Origin of the sequence: Nocardioides sp. W7 (assembly GCF_022919075.1) — a bacterium.
Classification (GTDB): domain Bacteria; phylum Actinomycetota; class Actinomycetes; order Propionibacteriales; family Nocardioidaceae; genus Nocardioides.
In genome coordinates, this window is record NZ_CP095078.1 from 2,542,983 (window position 1) to 2,560,360 (window position 17,378).

17 protein-coding genes are annotated in these 17,378 nt (G+C 71.6%); 15 read left to right on the forward strand and 2 right to left on the reverse strand.

What is annotated here, in order from left to right:
* Positions 1-47 precede the first annotated feature (47 nt).
* The 5 genes from MUB56_RS12065 to MUB56_RS12085 are packed head-to-tail and all read left to right on the forward strand — an operon-like array spanning position 48 to position 6,981.
* A complete protein-coding gene (locus MUB56_RS12065; RefSeq protein WP_244932138.1) occupies positions 48-1,427 on the forward strand; it encodes a hypothetical protein in 1,380 nt (459 codons plus the stop codon).
* A complete protein-coding gene (locus MUB56_RS12070) occupies positions 1,420-2,169 on the forward strand; it encodes an ABC transporter ATP-binding protein (RefSeq protein WP_244932139.1) in 750 nt (249 codons plus the stop codon). Before MUB56_RS12065 ends, MUB56_RS12070 begins: the two co-directional genes overlap by 8 nt.
* Positions 2,166-5,033 (forward strand): branched-chain amino acid ABC transporter permease/ATP-binding protein, encoded by a 2,868-nt coding sequence (locus tag MUB56_RS12075; RefSeq protein WP_244932140.1) that lies wholly within the window; start codon positions 2,166-2,168, stop codon positions 5,031-5,033. Before MUB56_RS12070 ends, MUB56_RS12075 begins: the two co-directional genes overlap by 4 nt.
* 23 nt (positions 5,034-5,056) lie before the next feature.
* Positions 5,057-5,704, forward strand: coding sequence for a neocarzinostatin apoprotein domain-containing protein (locus tag MUB56_RS12080; RefSeq protein ID WP_244932141.1), 648 nt, complete (start codon positions 5,057-5,059; stop codon positions 5,702-5,704).
* Entirely contained in the window at positions 5,701-6,981 is a 1,281-nt protein-coding gene (locus tag MUB56_RS12085) for a hypothetical protein (RefSeq protein WP_244932142.1), read from the forward strand. The genes MUB56_RS12080 and MUB56_RS12085 overlap by 4 nt, the downstream gene beginning before the upstream one ends.
* Positions 6,982-7,046: 65 nt before the next feature.
* Here the strand turns inward: MUB56_RS12085 and MUB56_RS12090 are convergent, their stop codons facing one another.
* A complete protein-coding gene (locus MUB56_RS12090) occupies positions 7,047-7,922 on the reverse strand; it encodes an NAD(P)-dependent oxidoreductase (protein WP_244932143.1) in 876 nt (291 codons plus the stop codon).
* Positions 7,919-8,743 carry a hypothetical protein gene (locus MUB56_RS12095; RefSeq protein ID WP_244932144.1) on the reverse strand — a complete coding sequence of 275 codons (825 nt, stop codon included), beginning with the start codon at positions 8,741-8,743 and terminating at the stop codon, positions 7,919-7,921. The genes MUB56_RS12090 and MUB56_RS12095 overlap by 4 nt, the downstream gene beginning before the upstream one ends.
* A gap of 69 nt (positions 8,744-8,812) precedes the next feature.
* Between MUB56_RS12095 and MUB56_RS12100 the strand changes: the two genes are divergently transcribed.
* The 10 genes from MUB56_RS12100 to MUB56_RS12145 are packed head-to-tail and all read left to right on the forward strand — an operon-like array spanning position 8,813 to position 17,377.
* On the forward strand, positions 8,813-9,136 hold the full coding sequence (locus MUB56_RS12100; RefSeq protein WP_244932145.1) for an antibiotic biosynthesis monooxygenase: 324 nt from the start codon (positions 8,813-8,815) through the stop codon (positions 9,134-9,136).
* A complete protein-coding gene (locus MUB56_RS12105) occupies positions 9,133-9,852 on the forward strand; it encodes an alpha/beta hydrolase (protein WP_244932146.1) in 720 nt (239 codons plus the stop codon). Before MUB56_RS12100 ends, MUB56_RS12105 begins: the two co-directional genes overlap by 4 nt.
* Positions 9,849-10,403, forward strand: a complete 555-nt coding sequence (locus MUB56_RS12110; RefSeq protein WP_244932147.1) for a MaoC family dehydratase — start codon at positions 9,849-9,851, stop codon at positions 10,401-10,403. The genes MUB56_RS12105 and MUB56_RS12110 overlap by 4 nt, the downstream gene beginning before the upstream one ends.
* A gap of 11 nt (positions 10,404-10,414) precedes the next feature.
* Positions 10,415-11,449, forward strand: a complete 1,035-nt coding sequence (locus MUB56_RS12115) for an LLM class flavin-dependent oxidoreductase (RefSeq protein ID WP_244932148.1) — start codon at positions 10,415-10,417, stop codon at positions 11,447-11,449.
* Entirely contained in the window at positions 11,446-12,651 is a 1,206-nt protein-coding gene (locus MUB56_RS12120; RefSeq protein ID WP_244932149.1) for a CoA transferase, read from the forward strand. Before MUB56_RS12115 ends, MUB56_RS12120 begins: the two co-directional genes overlap by 4 nt.
* Positions 12,651-14,057, forward strand: coding sequence for an MmgE/PrpD family protein (locus tag MUB56_RS12125; RefSeq protein ID WP_244932390.1), 1,407 nt, complete (start codon positions 12,651-12,653; stop codon positions 14,055-14,057). The genes MUB56_RS12120 and MUB56_RS12125 overlap by 1 nt, the downstream gene beginning before the upstream one ends.
* Positions 14,054-15,271, forward strand: a complete 1,218-nt coding sequence (locus tag MUB56_RS12130; RefSeq protein ID WP_244932150.1) for a RidA family protein — start codon at positions 14,054-14,056, stop codon at positions 15,269-15,271. The genes MUB56_RS12125 and MUB56_RS12130 overlap by 4 nt, the downstream gene beginning before the upstream one ends.
* Entirely contained in the window at positions 15,268-15,768 is a 501-nt protein-coding gene (locus MUB56_RS12135; protein WP_244932151.1) for a MaoC family dehydratase N-terminal domain-containing protein, read from the forward strand. The genes MUB56_RS12130 and MUB56_RS12135 overlap by 4 nt, the downstream gene beginning before the upstream one ends.
* Positions 15,765-16,232 carry a MaoC/PaaZ C-terminal domain-containing protein gene (locus tag MUB56_RS12140; RefSeq protein ID WP_244932152.1) on the forward strand — a complete coding sequence of 156 codons (468 nt, stop codon included), beginning with the start codon at positions 15,765-15,767 and terminating at the stop codon, positions 16,230-16,232. Before MUB56_RS12135 ends, MUB56_RS12140 begins: the two co-directional genes overlap by 4 nt.
* Complete coding sequence (locus tag MUB56_RS12145) at positions 16,229-17,377, forward strand: acetyl-CoA acetyltransferase (RefSeq protein WP_244932153.1); 1,149 nt, start codon at positions 16,229-16,231, stop codon at positions 17,375-17,377. Before MUB56_RS12140 ends, MUB56_RS12145 begins: the two co-directional genes overlap by 4 nt.
* The last annotated feature ends 1 nt before the right edge of the window (position 17,378 follow it).

Below are 17,378 nucleotides of genomic sequence, written 5' to 3' on the forward strand. Positions count from 1 at the left end.
GTATATTCTTTCAGAAATCTTCCCGAGCCAGTTCCCGACCGAGCGGAGTGACGTCACAGGTGCAGACCACGAGGAGATGGACCCGCGATCGTTCGGCGCTGCTGCGCGTCGGAGCGGTCGGGGCCGGCCTGGCCGTCGCGCTCGCCGGGTGCGGGACGCTGATGCCGGGTGGACACACCGGTGCCGACGGCCGCGTCGCCGTGGCGGCGGGTAACGGGCCGGGGGTGACCGAGGACTCGGTCAAGGTGGTGTTCATCGCCGTCGACCTCGACGCGGTCCAGAAGATGACCGGATTCGAGACCGCAGCTGTCGGCGACCAGAAGAAGCAGATCAAGGCGCTCGAGGACTGGGTCAACGACAACGGCGGCCTCGGCGGCAGAAGGATGGAGGCGGTCTTCCGAGTCTACGACGCGGAGACCGACTCGCCCGCTGCCGAGGAGCAGTTGTGCAACAAGATCACCCAGGACGACAAGGCCTTCGCGGTGGTGACGACCGGCCAGTACCAGGTCAACGCCCGCCCCTGCTACGCGGCTCGCCAGACCGTGGTGATCGACGCGTCGCTGTTCGCGATGAGCCAGGACTACCTCGAGGAGGAGTCGCCCTACGTCTGGACCGCGAGCTTCCCGGAGTACGACTCGTTCATCCGCACCTACGTGCGAGTGCTGGCGGAGCAGGAATTCTTCGAGGGACAGGACACCGTCGGCGTCGTGGCGGCGGACTCGCCGGTCAACCGCGAGAGCATCGAGAACGTCGCGGTCCCGCTGCTGCGCGACGCCGAGGTCGACCCGGAGGTCGCGTGGGTCGACACCACCGACACCGGCACGCTCTTCCAGGGCCTGGAGCAGGCGGCCGTGACCTTCCGCAGCAAGGGCATCGAGCGACTCATGTTCCTCGGCGGCTCGCGCATGGCGTCGGTCTTCGCCACCGTCGCGGGCTCGCAGGACGGGTTCTCCCCGCGCTACGCCATCTCCAGCTTCGACAACCCGTCGTTCTTCGTGAACAACCCCACGACCGCGCCCCCGGAGACGATGAAGGGGATGGTGGGCATCGGCTTCCACCCGCCTCAGGACGTGCCCGACTCGGAGCTGGAGTTCCCCTCCACCGACACCGAGAAGGAGTGCCTCGGCATCTACGAGGACGGCGGCGTCAACTTCGAGTCGCGGGAGTCGGCGCGCGTGGCACTGCCGTACTGCGACGCGACCCGCTTGTTGAAGCTGGGCGCCGACGGCGTGGAGGGCGACCTGAACGCCGCGACCTGGGCCACGATCCTCGACCGCGACGGCACCTCGTTCCAGAGCGCCTCGGGCCCGGGCAACGCCCTGGGCGACGGTGGCCGGGCCGCGGTGGGCGCCTACCGCGTGCTGCGCTTCGACGCCGACAAGGGCCACTTCGTCTACGAGGGACCCGAGGTTCCCTTCGATGAGTGAGTCCGGTCCGGGCGCCCCGGCGCTGGCGTGCGCCGGCATCCGTGCCTCCTACGGCCCGGTGCAGGTGCTCTTCGACGCGGGCCTGAGCGTCGAGCAGGGCGAGATGGTTGCGCTGCTCGGCCCCAACGGCGTCGGCAAGAGCACCCTGCTGAAGGTCATCGGCGGTCTGCTGTCCCCCGACGAGGGCTCCGTGCACCTCGGCGGCGTCGACGTGACCCGGATGGGCACTCGCAAGCGCGTCGGTCTCGGCCTGTGCCAGGTCGTCGGCCAGGCGACGTTCCCGTCGTTGAGCGTGACCGAGAACCTGGCCATGCACGGCTACACCTCGGGCAGCCGGAAGTGGACCAAGGAGGCGGTCGAGGCCGCCCTCACGGTGTTCCCCCGGTTGCACGCCCGCCGCGACCAGCCGGCCTCGACGCTCTCCGGCGGTGAGCGGCAGATGCTGGCGCTGGCCAAGGCGATCGTCAACGAGCCCAAGGTGCTCGTCATCGACGAGTTCTCGCTCGGCCTCGCTCCGGTGGTCGTCGGCGGCCTCATGGAGCTCGTGCGTCGGCTCAACCAGCGGGGAAGTGCGGTGCTGCTCGTCGAGCAGTCGGTCAACGTCGCGCTCTCGCTCGTCCACCGGGTCTACATGATGGAGAAGGGCGAGATCATCGCCGAGGAGTCGGCGGCGTCGCTCGCCGCCGATCCCGAGCAGGTCCGCACCCTGATGCTCGGCGGACACACGGCGGTGACGGCATGAGCGGCTTCGACTTCGGCGTCGACCGGCTGGTCATCGGCCTGTTCACCGGCCTGACCTACGGCCTGCTCGCCGTCGGCCTCGTCCTGGTCTACCGGTCCAGCCGGTTCGTGAACTTCGCTCACGGCTCGATCGGCGCGTTCGGTGCCTCGGTGCTCGCGCTCATGGTCACTGACTGGGGGCTGCCGTACTGGGCCTCGTTCGTGGTCGCGATCGTGGTCGGCGGCCTGCTGTCCGGCTTCGTCGAGATCCTCGTCGTACGACGGCTCGAGGGTCGGCCCGCGCTGGTGGGCATGATCGCGACGCTCGGCCTGTCCCAGCTGATCGTGGTCATGTCGCTGATCATCAACAGCGACGGCGTCAGCGGCTTCACCTACCCGAAGCCGACCATGCTGCCGACGTTCGAGATCCAGTCGCTGCCGATCGGCACGCCGTACGTCGCGATGCTGGTCCTCGCGCCCGTGCTGCTGGCCGGCCTGGCCTGGTTCCTGCGCTACCACCGGATGGGCATCGGCATCCGGGCCGCCGCCGACGACCCCGACACCGCCCGGCTCGAAGGCATCCCGGCCCGCTGGATGGCCACGCTCGCCTGGACGATCGCCGGCGGGATCGCCTGCTTCTCGGCGATCCTGGTGACCCCGACGACCGCCGGCTCCGGCCTGGAGGGCATCGGTCCCGACCTCCTCCTCAAGGGGCTGGCCGGCGCCGTGATCGCCCGGATGTCGTCCATCCCGATCGCCATCGCGGCCTCGCTCGGCATTGGCGTGATCGAGCAGGTGCTGCTCTCCAATCCCGACACCCGCGGCTTGGTGACCGTGGTCATCGCGCTGATCATCGTGGTCGCGCTGCTCCGCCAGCCGCAGCTGGGCCGGGCCGGTCAGGACAAGGGCCGCTGGCGCCGCGTCGTGCTCCCGCCCCTGCCCCCGGCGTACCGCTCGGTCCCGAGCATCCGGTGGATCCCGCGCGTCTCGGTGGTCGTGGGCATCGCGGCCTCGGTGGGGGTCGCCTACCTGGTCAGCAACGACACGGCGTCGGTGCTCTCCCTGGTCGCGGGCTTCACGCTCGTGGGCCTGAGCGTGGGGCTGCTGACCGGGGTGTCCGGCCAGCTCTCGCTCGGCCAGTTCGCGTACGCCGGCATCGCCGCCGCCGCGTCGGTGCACGTCGCCGAGTCGACGGGCAACTTCCTGTTCGGCCTGCTGTGCGGCGTCCTCTCCGCGGCTGCCGCCTCGGCCCTCGTCGGCATCCCGGCCATGAAGCTGAAGGGGCTCGCCCTCGCGGTGTCGACGCTGGCCTTCGCGCTGGCCACCTCGACCTGGCTGTTGCGCCAGGACCTGTTCCTCGGCGACGGCATCGCGCCCGCGAAGCCGACCTGGTGGGACTACCCGCTCGAGTACGCCGTCGACTACTACCTCTTCGCCCTGCTGATGCTCTGCGTGGGGCTGTGGGTCACCAACAACCTGCGTCATGGCGGCTTCGGCCGGATGATCCAGGCCCTGCGCGACAACGAGCACGCCGCTCGGGCGTTCACCGTGCCGAACCGGATGCGGATGATCCAGCTCTACGCGGTCTCCGGGGCGCTCGCCGGGCTCGGCGGCATCGTGGTGGGCCACGGCCAGTCGCAGCTGACGGTCAACTCCTTCCCGGCCGACGCGAGCATCGACGTCGTCGCCCTCACGGTCGTCGGCGGGCTCACCGTCTCGCTCGGGCCGCTGGTCGGTGCCCTGCTGATCGTCGGCCTGCCGGCGCTCGTCGGCATGGGGATGGCCGGCCAGGCCGCGCTGGCCATCGGCTGGCTGCTCGTCGTCATCTTCCTGCCCGACGGCCTCGGCGGGGTGATGGTGCGCATGCGTGACTCGCTGTACGACGGCCTCGCGCGCCGTCACGGCCTCGACCCGCTGCGCGAGCGGCACGGCGTCGTCGACCTCGACGCAGAGGGGCACGTGTCCTCGCCCCTGCACGAGCGCCCGCGCCTGGAGGGCCTCGCTCCGCGGGTCGCTCCGGGAGCCCGTACGACCGGTCCCATCCTCACCGTCGACGGGATCTCCCGGCGCTTCGGCGGGGTGGTCGCGGTCGACCACGTGAGCTTCCAGGTGGAGCAGGGCGAGATCCTCGGGGTCATCGGTCCCAACGGCGCGGGTAAGACGACCTGCTTCGAGATCGTCGCGGGATTCACCGCGACGGATCGCGGGCGGGTCGTGTTCGACGGCATCGACGTCACCGGGGCGACCCCGGAGGAGCGGGCGCAGGAGGGCCTGGTCCGCTCCTTCCAGGACGCTGCGCTGTTCCCGACCCTCACCGTGCACGAGACGCTGATGGTCGCCCAGGAGCGGATCGAGCCGACCCGACTGTGGACCTCCGCGCTGGGCGTCCGCTCGGCGGAGATCGACAAGGCGGCGGCCGCCGACGAGGTGCTGGAGCGGATGCACCTGACCCGCTACGCCCGCCGCCCCGTCGGCGACCTGTCGACCGGCACCCGCCGCGTGGTCGAGCTCGCCTGCCTGCTGACGCTGCAGCCCCGGGTGCTGCTGCTCGACGAGCCGTCGGCGGGCATCGCCCAAAGCGAGAGCGAGGCCCTGGGCGACCTGCTGCTGGCCATCCGTGCCGAGCTCGGCACCACGATGGTCGTCATCGAGCATGACCTGCCCCTGCTCTCGCGGCTGTCCGACCGGATGCTCGCGATGAACCTGGGGCGCGTCATCGCCACCGGCACGCCCGACGAGGTGCGCAACGACCCCGCGGTCGTGACGTCGTACCTCGGCGCCGACCAGGCGGCGATCCATCGCTCCGGCCTGCACCTGGCGGCCGGTCCAGATTCGTCCACCCCCGACCCGCTGTCGACCCGTATCCAACCCGTTCCGAGTCGATGACCAACCCTGAGGAGATCGTCGCAATGAGACGAGTGAACCTGCTGCCCCGCTCGCTGGTCGTGGTGTTCGTGGCCCTGGCCGCGGTGCTGATGGCCGCGCCCCCGAGCTTCGCCGCACCCGCGCTGGACATCAGTGCCCATCAGAACCTGAAGGACGGTCAGTCGGTGACCATCTCGGGGTCGGGCTTCAAGCCGGGTCTGAAGGGGATCGCGATCGGGCAGTGCCGCAAGGGCTACGTCGGCCCGGGCGACTGCAACCTGCAGGGCGGCGCGGTCTTCCGCGACGCCGACGCCGGCGGGAAGGTCGCCCAGTTCACCATCGTGGTGAAGGAGAAGTTCGGCAACGTGGACTGCACGACGGAGGAGTGCGTGCTCGCCGCGGGTCCCCTCCCGACGGCGGCCGACGCGGCGACGGTGAAGGCCAACACCTGGGAGGTCACCATGACCTTCGGTGCGGCTCCGGCGGCGGCGCCCGCGGCCCCCGCGCCGGCCGCGCCGTCCGTGGCGCCGTCGACGGAGGCCGCGCCGGTCGCTGACACCGGCACGCTGCCGAAGACCGGCGCCGGCGACTCCGTCCCGGTGCTGCTGCTCGGCGCGACCGCGCTGCTCGGCACGGGCGTCGCCGTGATGCTCCTGGTGCCCGGGCGGCGTCGTCCGGAGGTCGGCCGATGAGTTCCCGCGCCCGGTTCGCCCGGCTCCGGCACCCGCTCGCCGCGCTGCTGGCCGTCGGCGGTGTCGTCGTCGGCTCGATCGCGGCGATGGGCGGCAGCCCCGCCTCCGCGGCTGGTGACGACCTGGTCGGGAGCCCGGTGTTCAACTGCAAGCTGGCCCCGTTCCCCGACTTCCCATGGAACAGCACCATCACGCTCTCTGCGGTGCGTCCCGCCGGCTCGACGACGGTGACGGTCATCGCGAAGGTGTCGCAGATGAGCGGCGTGGTGCCGGTGGCGCTGACCGACTACGACTTCAACAACACGATGAAGCTCAAGCTGGGCAGCGACGTGGTGACCCTGACCGGGAGCGGCAAGGTCAACGCGCTCCCCAAGGCCGCCTTCGACCAGCCGGACCTGCGGGGAACGTTCACCTCCTCGGCGGTCGACGCGGTCGCGGAGGTCACCAATTACGACTTCGCGATGCCCGCCTTCGGGATGGAGAGCTTCTGCCTGCCCACTGCGGGTGCTGCTTTCGGGACGCTGAAGATCGTGAGCGGCACCCCACCGACCCCCACTCCGACGCCGACGACCACGACCACGGCCACGGCCACGCCGACGCCGAGCCCCACGGCCAGCGCGTCGGTCCCGTCGGGGTCGAAGGGTGGCAAGCCGGCCAAGGGCAGTGCGACCTTCGCCTGTTTGCTCAGCCCGATCGGCAGCAAGTTCGACTACAACGCCAAGGTCACGGTCAGCGGCTATCGCGCCAAGGAGGGTGACGACGTCACCCTCACCGCGAAGATGAGCGACCTGCCGGCCATCTCCCCGGTCCCGATCCAGGGCTCGATGGACTACACGCTCGCCGCCACGGCGGGTGGCAAGGCGGTCACCCTCAAGAGCACCGACCAGGTCAATGCCGCAGCCAAGGTGGAGGTCCCGGTCAAGGACCTCACCGGCACCGTCGGCGTCGACGGCGACGAGCTGGAGATCAAGGTCTCGAAGTTCACCTTCAACTTCCCCTCGGCGAGCATTGGCGCGGAGTGCACGGCAGCCAGCCCCGTCTCGCTGGGGAAGATGACCGTGGGCAGCGAGCCCACCGAGGAGGAGGAGGAAGAGGAGCCGACGGCTACCGCCGCGACCCCTGCCTCCTCCGGTGGCGTCTCGTCGGGTGCGGGCACGCTGCCGAAGACCGGTGGCGGCGACTCGCTCCCCGTCGTGGGGCTGTGGGCCCTGGCGCTCACCCTCCTCGGCGCGGCCGGCCTGCTCTGCGTCCCGCAGGTGGCCCGCAAGCGGAGCTGATCCACGCAGACACGAAGAAGCCCCCCGCGACCAGGTCGCGGGGGGCTTCTTCGTGCGGGGGTGGATCAGCGGTTCGCGGCCGCCAGGGTGACGGCGTCGTACGACCGAGTGGTGGCGAAGCCGCTCTCGGTGAGCCGGGCCACCGAGATCGGCTTCTGGGGGGAGGCGATCTCGTCGCGGTAGGTCAGGGCCGGGAGGTCCTGGGCCGCGGAGAGGGCGTCGAAGATGGCCGCATTGGTCGGCGGCACCTCGGCGTGGGTGAGGTTGTGCAGGCCGGTGATCCGGTTCTCGAGCGCGTGCACGATCGCGTCGGCCGCGTCCTCGACGGCGAGGCGGTAGAAGAGCGCGTCGCCGCTGAAGGGGACCGAGCCGCCGAGGTACTGGTGGGCCATGGCCACCTTGGCCTCGATGGGCGGGTCGCCGGCGCCGAAGATGTCGCCGCAGCGGAAGACGCAGGCCCGGTCGCCGGCCCGCTCGAGGTAGACCTTCTCCATCGCCAGGAACATCGTGGGACTCGGGTCGGTCGAGTCGGTGACCGGGCCCGCCTCGGTGATCTCGTCCAGGTGGTCCTGGGCGTTGCCGTAGACCGAGGTCGACGAGAGCGCCACGAGGTACGGCGCGTCGCCGGAGGTGGTCGCTCCGGTGACGGACTCGGCGGTCTCCACGAGGATCTCGCGGTAGGTCACCGCGCGCTCCTCGGGCGTCATCGAGCTCTGGGCCGACGGCCCGGCGGCGACGACCACGGCGTCGCGGCCCTCGAGCGCGGCGCGGACGGCGTCGCGGTCGCTGCCGCGGAGCACGAGCACCTCGTCGAACTTCTCCAGCAGCCCCTCGACCTTGCCGGGGGTGGTCGTGGTCGCGGCCACCTCGTGGCCCAGCTCCCGCAGCCGGGCACCCGCCAGGGTGCCGACCAGGCCGGCGCCGATCACCAGGATCCTCATGCGTGGTTCTCCATCTCTCGGATCTGACCCAGGCCCGCGCGGGTCGCGACGAGCTCGTCGACCCGTTCGGCGCCGAGGAACTTCTTGGACAGCTCGTTCATCGGGTCCATCGTGTACCCGAGGGTGCGGACCCGGTGGTCGCGCTCGCGGAGCGCGGCGCGCTCCTCGACCGGGACCGGCTTCGCGTCGCGGACCCAGCCCAGCCAGGTGTCGACCCGTTCGCGCACCACCTCGCGCAGCGTCTCGACGACGTCCTCGGTGCGCTCGGCGGTGTAGGAGTGCGCGATCGGGGACAGGTAGGCGCGCATGTAGGTGCCGTGGCTGACAGACCAGGTGAACCGGTCGTCGCCACGCAGCTTCAGGAAGGACTCGTTGAGCGGGTCGTAGTAGCGGTTCAGGTAGTCGACGTCGGTCATCAGGTCGCGCCGGGCGGTCAGCTCGCTGTAGAAGAAGATCTGCGGGACCGTCCCGAACACGATGATCAGGTGCGGCACGTCGATGTGCGGGCCGAGCCAGACCTGGAGGTTCATGTCCAGGATCGAGGCCTTGCGGTTGCCGATCCAGGAGTGGACCAGCCACTCGACCCCCTCGTCCGGGTCGCCGGTGTAGGGGTTGAGCGAACCCTCGTAGCTGGCGTCCTCGGTCGCCCAGTACTCCAGGTCGGCACCGGACGGGTGCGCCTGGACCGGCAGCTCCGCGGTGATGCGGTCCTTGGCCTCGCTGAGGATCTCCCAGAACGCCGCCCACAGCTCGGAGCTGTCGACGTCGGGAGCCTCAGCCAGGAACTCGTGGATCGTCTTGGTCTGTGTGCTGCTCGTCATGCCGCCATGTTACGGATATATGATCTATGTTGTCACTGTATTCGAGCGTGCATTCGGGAGGAGAGGGCCGTGATCGTCGTCGTGAGCCAGGCCTGGACCAGGCCGGGCGAGGAGCACGCCGCGGCGTACGTCTCGCTCTCCGAGGAGTTCGGCCGGTTCTTCCGGGCGCACCCCGGCTACCGCGGCCGGCGACTGGTCCGCGGGGTCGAGGACCGCACCCACTTCACGCACCTGCGCTACTTCGACTCGATCGCCGACTACGAGGAGTGCACGCAGCACCCGGACTACCAGGCACACCTGCTGGCGATGTACGAGCACCTGCAGCCCTACGACTCCTACCCGCGCGAATACCTCGAGGTCGTCCTCGACGAGCCCGGACACCTGCCGTCGTGAGCACCTTCGTCCTCGTCCACGGCGCCTTCCGCGGCGGTTGGTCGTGGCGTCGGGTCCGTCCGCGCCTGATCGCCGCCGGCCACGACGTGCACACCCCGACGCTGGACGGCACCGCCACCGGCCTCGCGACCTGGGTCGACCAGGTCGTCGGCCTCCTGGAGACCGAGGACCTCGACGACGTCGTGCTCGTCGGGCACAGCCAGGGCGGCGTGGTGGTCCGCGAGGTCGCCGTGCGCGCCCCGGACCGGCTGCGCCGCCTGGTCTACCTCGACGCCGCCGTGCCGGACCCGGGCGAGCGCGCCGTCGACGTGGCGCCCGTCCCGCCGGACGACGCCCTGCTCCCGCCCCGCGGCACCCTGGTCCCGCCGCGCCCGCTGACCGCGGGCGGCGACCTCGACGAGGCCACCGTCGCGTGGCTCAACGAGCGACTGGTGCCCACGCCGTTCGCCCCGTCGCTCGACCGCGCGTCCACCGCGGAGGCGACGGTCCCCGCGACCCACGTCTTCTTCGCCGACACGCCGCCGGCGTACCCGTGCGGTACGACGCGGGCGCGCCTCGACGCGCGCGGCACGCCGTACGACGTCCTCGACGGGGGCCACGACGCACCGCTGACCCGCCCCGACGTCGTCGCCGACCTGCTGCTGCGCTCCGCGGCGCCGCGCCTGGTGGTCGGCGCGCCCATCTACCGCAAGACCCCGACGAGAGGAACACAGTGAGCGTGCAGCCCGGCTGGCAGGGACGATTCTTCGAGGACTTCGAGATCGGGGACATCTACCAGCACCCGCTCGGACGCACGGTGACCGAGGCCGACAACATCTCGTTCTCGCTGCTGACGATGAACACCAACCAGATGCACTTCAACAGCGAGTACGCCGCCAGGTCGGAGTTCGGCAAGCCGCTGGTCGTCTCGACCCTGACCGTTGCGATCGCGGTCGGCCAGAGCGTCACCGACCTCACCCAGAACGCCTTCGCGAACCTGGGCTGGGACGACATCCGGATGACCCACCCGGTCTTCGCCGGCGACACGCTCTACAGCGAGTCGGTCGTCCTGGAGAAGCGCGAGTCGGCCAAGCGCCCGCACGCCGGCATCGTCACGGTCAAGACCCGCACCCTGAACCAGGACGGCGACGAGGTCTGCTCGTTCCGCCGCATGTTCTACGTCTACAAGCAGGGCGCCGAGCAGCTCGAGGGCATCTTCCCCGAGGGCAAGAAGGCCCTGGTCGACGGCACCCCGCTGGCCGAGGGCACTCCGCTGGTCGAGGGCTGAGGGCCTTGACGATGCGGATCACCTTCGCACCGTGGGGGGAGACGCTGGCCGAGCTGGCCGACGCCGCCCGCCGCGCCGAGCTGGCCGGCGCCGAGGTGGTGTGGGTGCCGGAGCTGCACCGCAGCGCCACGGTGAGCGCCGCGGCGCTGGCCCAGGCCACCACCACCGCCCAGGTCGGCACCGCGATCACGCTGGCCTTCACCCGCAGCCCGATGGTGACCGCCCTGGAGGCGCTCGACCTCGACGAGCTGTCCGGCGGCCGGTTCATCCTCGGGCTCGGCACCGGTGTGCAGCGCCTCAACGAGGACTGGCACAACGCCCGCTGGGGCAAGCCGGTCGGCCACCTGCGCGAGACGGTCCGCAACATCCGGCACCTGGTCGCCGGCGCCACCACCGGGCGGCCGATCGACCTCGTCGGCGAGTTCGAGCCGATGCGGATCCGGGGCTACGAGCGTCCGTACCCGGTGCAGCGGACCGAGATCCCGATCTACCTCGCCGCGATGGGTCCGGCGATGACCCGGCTCGCCGCCCGCGTCGCCGACGGCTGGATCAGCCACGAGCTGTGCTCCCCGTCGTACCTCTCCGAGCGGATCCTGCCCGAGATCGAGGCCGGCCTGGCCCAGGTCGAGGGTCGCCGGCGCGAGGACCTCGAGCTGGTCGTCTCGGCCTGCTGCTCGGTCGACGCCGACCCCGCCAAGGCGCTCGACCGGGTCCGCGGCCACGTCGGCTTCTACGCCAGCGTGCGCACGTACGCCGACTTCTTCGAGTTCCACGGCCTCGGCGAGGCCCAGCAGCGGGTGGTCGACGCCTTCCGCGGCGGCCAGGGTGCCGAGCACCTCGCCGCGGTGGTCAGCCCCGAGCTGGTCGACGCGGTCACCCTCAACGGCGACCGGGACCGGGTCCTCGACCAGCTCTCGGCGTACCACGACATCGCCGACGCGGTGAAGCTCTCCGCGCCCACCCACGGCCTGAGCCCGGCGGAGATCCGGGCCGGCCAGGACGAGGTCATCGACCTCATCCAGACCATCACAGGAGGTCGGCCGTGAAGCCGCTTCAGGACGTCCGCATCATCTCGCTCGAGCAGTACGGCGCCGGCCCGTTCGGCAGCGTGCACCTCGCCGACCTCGGCGCGGAGGTCATCAAGCTCGAGGACCCGAACGTCGGCGGCGACGTCGGACGCTACGTGCCGCCGTACAACGAGGCGGAGGACTCGCTCTTCTTCGAGACCTTCAACCGGAACAAGAAGTCGGTCTCGCTCGACCTCAAGACCGCCGCCGGCCGGGAGGTCTTCGAGGACCTCGTGCGCAACGCGGACGCCGTCTACTCCAACCTGCGCGGCGACGTGCCGGAGAAGATCGGCATCACCTACGACCAGCTCAAGCACCTGAACCCGGCGATCGTGTGCTGCTCGCTCACCGGGTTCGGCATGACCGGCCCGCGCAAGAAGGAGCCCGGCTACGACTACGTGCTCCAGGGCCTGGCCGGCTGGATGGAGCTCACCGGCGAGCCCGACGGACCGCCGACCAAGTCGGGCCTCTCGCTGGTCGACTTCTCCGGCGGGTACGTCGCCGCGCTCTCGCTGCTCGCGGGGCTGCACGCGGCCCGGCGCGACGGCGTCGGCATGGACTGCGACGTCAGCCTGTACGACACCGCGATGTCGATGCTGACCTACCCGGCGACCTGGCACCTGAACGCCGGCTACACGCCCCGGCGCATCAGCCACTCCGCGCACCCCTCGCTGGTGCCGTTCCAGGCCTTCGAGGCATCCGACGGCTGGTTCGTCGTGGGCTGCGCGAAGGAGAAGTTCTGGGTGCGGTTGGCCGAGGTCATCGGCCACCCCGAGTGGGCCTCTCCGGACTCGAGGTTCGCGACCTTCGCGCTGCGCCAGGAGAACCAGGCCGAGCTGACCGGTCTCCTGGAGGCGATCTTCCGGACCGAGACGGTCGACCACTGGCTGGCCAAGTGCTATCCGGCGTCGATCCCGTGCGGCCCGATCAACGACGTGGAGGCCGCCCTGAAGGAGCCGCACACGATCGAGCGCAACCTGATCGTCGAGACCGAGCACCCGCGCTACGGCACGGTGCAGCAGCTCGCCTCGCCGGTGCGGGTCGGCTCCGAGGTCCCGACGTACGTGCGGGCCCCGCAGCGCAACGAGCACTTCGACGAGGTGCTGCGCGAGGTCGCCCGGTACGACGCCGCGAAGATCGCCGAGCTGAAGGCAGCGGGAGCCTTCGGGACCGAGGCGTGATGATCGCCCCCGAGCTGGCGCGCTGGGTCGTCGGCCCGCTGAGCCTCCCGGCCGAGGTCGAGCACGCCGCCCTGCGGCACCTGCTCGACGGCCTGGGCAACGCGGTCGCCGGGATGCGTGCCGGTGCCGCGGTGCCGGCCGTCATCGTGGCCACCGGCCTCGGGGGCCCCGAGGAGGCGACGGTGCTCGGGTCGCGGACCCGGCTCCCGGCACCCGCCGCTGGCCTGGCCAACGGGACCCTGGTGCACGCGCTCGACTTCGACGACACCCACGCGGGCGGCCTGGTGCACGCGACCGCGGTGGTGCTGCCGGCCGCGTTCGCGGTGGGGGAGCAGGTCGGCGCGACCGGTCGCGAGATCCTCGACGCCGCCGTCGTCGGCTACGAGGTCGCGTGCCGGGTCGCGGCGGCTGCACCGAACGGCTTCCACGCCGGTGGCCTGCACGCCACGATGGTGGCCGGAGTGTTCTCCTCGGCTGCCGTCGCCGCGCGGCTGATGGGCCTGGATGCGGCCACCACGACGAACGCGCTCGGCATCGCCGGCAGCCAGGCCGGCGGCCTGCTGGCCTTCCTGGCCACCGGCGCCAGCACCAAGCAGCTCCATCCGGGCTTCGCCTCGCAGGCCGGCATCCTGGCCGCGCGGCTCGCCGCCGTCGGCGCTACCGGGCCGGAGACCGTCTTCGACGGACCGCACGGCGTGTACGACGCGCTCGCCCCTGCCTCCGTGGCCGGCGGGCGCGTCGACACCGGGGTCATCCTGCGCGACCTGGGCAGCAGCGACCCGCAGGGCTGGGAGACCACCCGGATCGGGATCAAGCCCTGGCCCACCTGCCAGCTGGCCCACGTCACCATGGCCGCCGCCCAGCTCGCCCTGGTCGAAGCTGGCGTCGCCGCCACCGAGCTCGCGGGCCTGCACGCGCAGGTGCACCCCGACTCCGCCTCGGTCGTCTGCGCGGGCGACCGCGACCTGACCCGCCCGGTGAGCCCGTACGCCGCCAAGTTCAGCCTGCCGTGGAGCGTCGCGGCGATCCTGCTCGACGGCCGGGTCGGTGTCGACACCTACGAAGCGGCCAACCTGGACCGCCCCGAGATCAGCGCGCTCGCGGCCCGGATCACCTGGGACGTCACCGACGGCGCCGGTGTCGTCGCTGCCGACGCCGCCGGCGACGTGGTGCTCACCCTGGCCGACGGGGGCACCGTCTCCGCACACCTGGAGCGCAGTCCCGGCGGCGGCACCAACCCGCTCTCCGACGAGGCCCTGTTCACCAAGCTCCAGGGCAACGTCGGCACCACCGCGGGCGAGCTCGCCGCCGCCGTGCACTGGCTGGCCGACGTACCCGACCTCACCGAGATCCTCGCCCTCGCCGCGGCCGCGGCGACCCCTTCCGCCCAGGAGGCCACCGCATGACCCTGTCCGCCATCAAGCCCGCCGAGTTCGGCTGGTTCCCCTACGAGGGGTTCACCTTCTGCCTCGGGCTCAGTGAGGGTGACAGTGCCTGGACCTCGGGCCACACCTCGGCCCGCCACGACGAGGCGCTCGGCAAGATGACCGTGTCGGGCTCGATGGAGGAGCAGGCGCGGATCGCCTACGCCAAGTGCCTGGCGATCCTCGAGGGTGCGGGCTTCGGCCCCGAGGACGTCACCCGGGTCAGCGAGAACGTCACCGTCGCCGGCCTGCCGGCGTACGAGGAGGCCGCCGGCGTACGCCGTGAGCTGCTCGGCGACCGGCCGACCGTGCGGACGGTCGTCGTGGAGCGCCTGGTGCGCCGCGCGGCGTGGCTCGAGATCGAGCTGCACGCGGTCAAGGGCGGCGGCCGGCAGCTGCGGGTCGCCTCCGAGGCCCGCGAGGCCGGCACCTGGCAGGCCTCCTCGATCACCGAGGGCCAGGACGGCGTCGTCTACCTGCCGACCGTGACCCCGATCGACGAGCACGGCGACGTGGTCGCGCCGGGGGACTTCGGGGCGCAGTACCGCTACGTGCTCGAGAAGGCCGGCGTGCTGCTCGAGCAGGTCGGGCTGACCCTGGGCCACGCGGTCACGACGTACGACTACTCCACGCCCGACACTCGCGCCGTCTACCGCGGCACCCACAAGGTCCGCAAGGAGCTGCTCGGCGACAACGAGGGCGGCGTCTACCCGGGCGCGGGCGGCATCCTGATGAGCCAGCTGCACGTCCCGGGTGCGCTCGTGGCCATCGACGTCACCGCCTCGCGGCACCCGCTGGAGATCGTCAACCCGGGCTGGTCGCGCTACGACACGCTGACCTACGCGCCGGGCGTGAAGGCCGGCCGCACGCTGTTCATGTCCGGCTTCGCGGCCCTCGACATGGAGACCCAGCAGGCCCTGCACGCCGACGACCTCGGCGCCCAGGCCGAGACGACGTACGGCGCGATCCTGCACCTCCTGGAGTACGCCGGCCTCGGCCCGGCCGACCTGCTGGAGACGACGGAGTACTGCGTGGAGTCGGCCGTCGGGGACTACAAGGCGGTCGCCGAGGTCCGCGAGCGGCTGCTCGGTCCGCCGTGGCCCGCCTCGACCGGAGCGCTGTGCCACAGCCTGCTGCGGCCGGAGTTCCTGCTCGAGGTCTTCCCGACCGCGCTCTACCCGGAGGAGCAGCGATGAGCCTGCTCACCGACGAGGTCCGTGCCCTCGAGGGCCGGACCCGGGTCTACACCGCCCCGGAGCCGATCGGTGCCGCCGCGGGTCGGTACTTCGGCCTCGCGATCGGTGACGAGAACCCGCTCTACTCCGACCCGGCGTACGCCCGCGAGCAGGGGCTGGCCGGCGTGACCGCGCCGCTGACCCTGGTCTGCGAGACGAACCAGTACGCCGCCCTGCCGATGGACCACGAGGGGTACGCCGGCCACACCTGGGGCCTCGACATCCCCGGCACCCGGCAGGTCCGCGGCGGCAACAAGTACACCTTCCACCGCCGGATCCGCCCCGAGGACGTCGTCACCGCGACCTGGCGGATCACCTCGGTCACCGAGAAGATCACCGGGTCGGGCAACGCGATGCTGGTCGTCGGATCGACCGCGACGTACACCGGTGCCGACGGCGAGCTGCTCGCCGAGAACGCCGAGACCATCATCTTCGTCGGGCTGGAGAAGAAGGCATGAGCGAGACGTTCCCGACCACGTTCGTCGACCACTCGAGCATCGCCGTGGGAGACGCCGTGCCGGCGCTGGAGCGGACCATCGGCCTGACCGACATGGTCGCCTACGCCGGCGCCACCTGGGACTGGCACAAGCTGCACTACGACACGGCGTACGTCGCGGAGAAGAAGCTGCCCGGCCCGATCGTCGACGGCCAGGTCTACGGCGCACTGCTGGTCGAGCAGCTCCAGGACTGGCTCGGCCCGCAGTCGTTCGTGCACGAGCTGGAGTTCACCTTCCGCAACCTGGTCTTCGCCGGCGAGACGCTGCGCTGCCAGGGCACGGTGACCGAGGTCGCCGCGGACCGGGTGAGTGTCGAGCTGAGCGTGGTCGTGGTGGCCGAGGACGGCACCGACTCTCGCGCTGCCGCCGCGCCGTGCCGCGCCGTGGTGCTGCTCGGCCGGCCCGACGGTCCGGGCGCGTCATGAGCACCGGCGTCGCGATCGTCGGGGCCGCCGAGTGCGACCTGGGCGTCACCGACTCCTCGATCCTGACCCTGCAGGCCCAGGCCGTCACGCGCGCGCTGGCCGACGCCGGCCTCACCCTGGCCGACGTGGACGGCATCGCGAGCACCGGCGTCTCCCGCTTCTCCGCGACCCAGCTGGCCGACTACTTCGGGATCGTGCCGACCTGGACGGACTCGACCTTCGCCGGCGGCAGCGCCTACGAGATGTTCGTGGCCCGGGCCGCCCAGGCGATCGCGGCCGGCCAGTGCAGCACCGTGGTGATCACCTTCGCCTCGAACCAGCGCTCGGCCCGCTCGCGCCGGCTCGGCGGTGTCCACGAGGCGTGGATCCCCGAGGCGCAGTTCGAGGAGCCCTACGACCCGCTCTACCCGCTGTCGTACTACGCGATGGCGGCCCAGTCCTACCTGCACAGGTACGGCGGCACCCGCGAGCAGCTCGCCGAGGTCGCGATCGCCGCCCGGGAGTGGGCGCTGCTGAACCCGCAGGCGTTCCGCTACGGCAAGGGCTCGCTGAGCGTCGAGGACGTCGTCGGCTCGACGATGATCTCCAGTCCGTTGACCGCGGCCGACTGCTGCCTGGTCACCGACGGCGGGGGAGCGGTCGTGCTCACCTCGACCGAGCGCGCCCGCGACCTGAGACAACGGCCGGTCGAGGTGCTCGGCTACGGCGAGCGCACCACGAACACCTCCTTCACCGCGGTGGCCGACCTGGCCGTCCCGGGTGCCCGCGGCGCGGTCCAGGACGCCTACGCGCGCGCCGGGATCACCGCGGCCGACGTCGACGTCGCGGAGGTCTACGACTCCTTCACCATCACCGCGGCCCTCAGCGTCGAGGCGCTCGGGCTCTGTGGTGTGGGCGAGGCGCTCGACTTCATCGCCGACGGCCGGATCCGGCCCGGCGGGGCCCTGCCGCTCAACACCAACGGCGGCGGGCTGTCGTACTGCCATCCCGGCCAGTACGGCGTGCTGCTGCTCGTCGAGGCGGTCCGCCAGCTGCGCGGCGAGTGCGGGGAGCGTCAGGTCCCCGGAGCCGAGATCGCGGTCGCGCACGGCACCGGCGGCATCCTGTCCACGCACGCGACGGTCGTCCTGGGGGTGGCCCGATGAG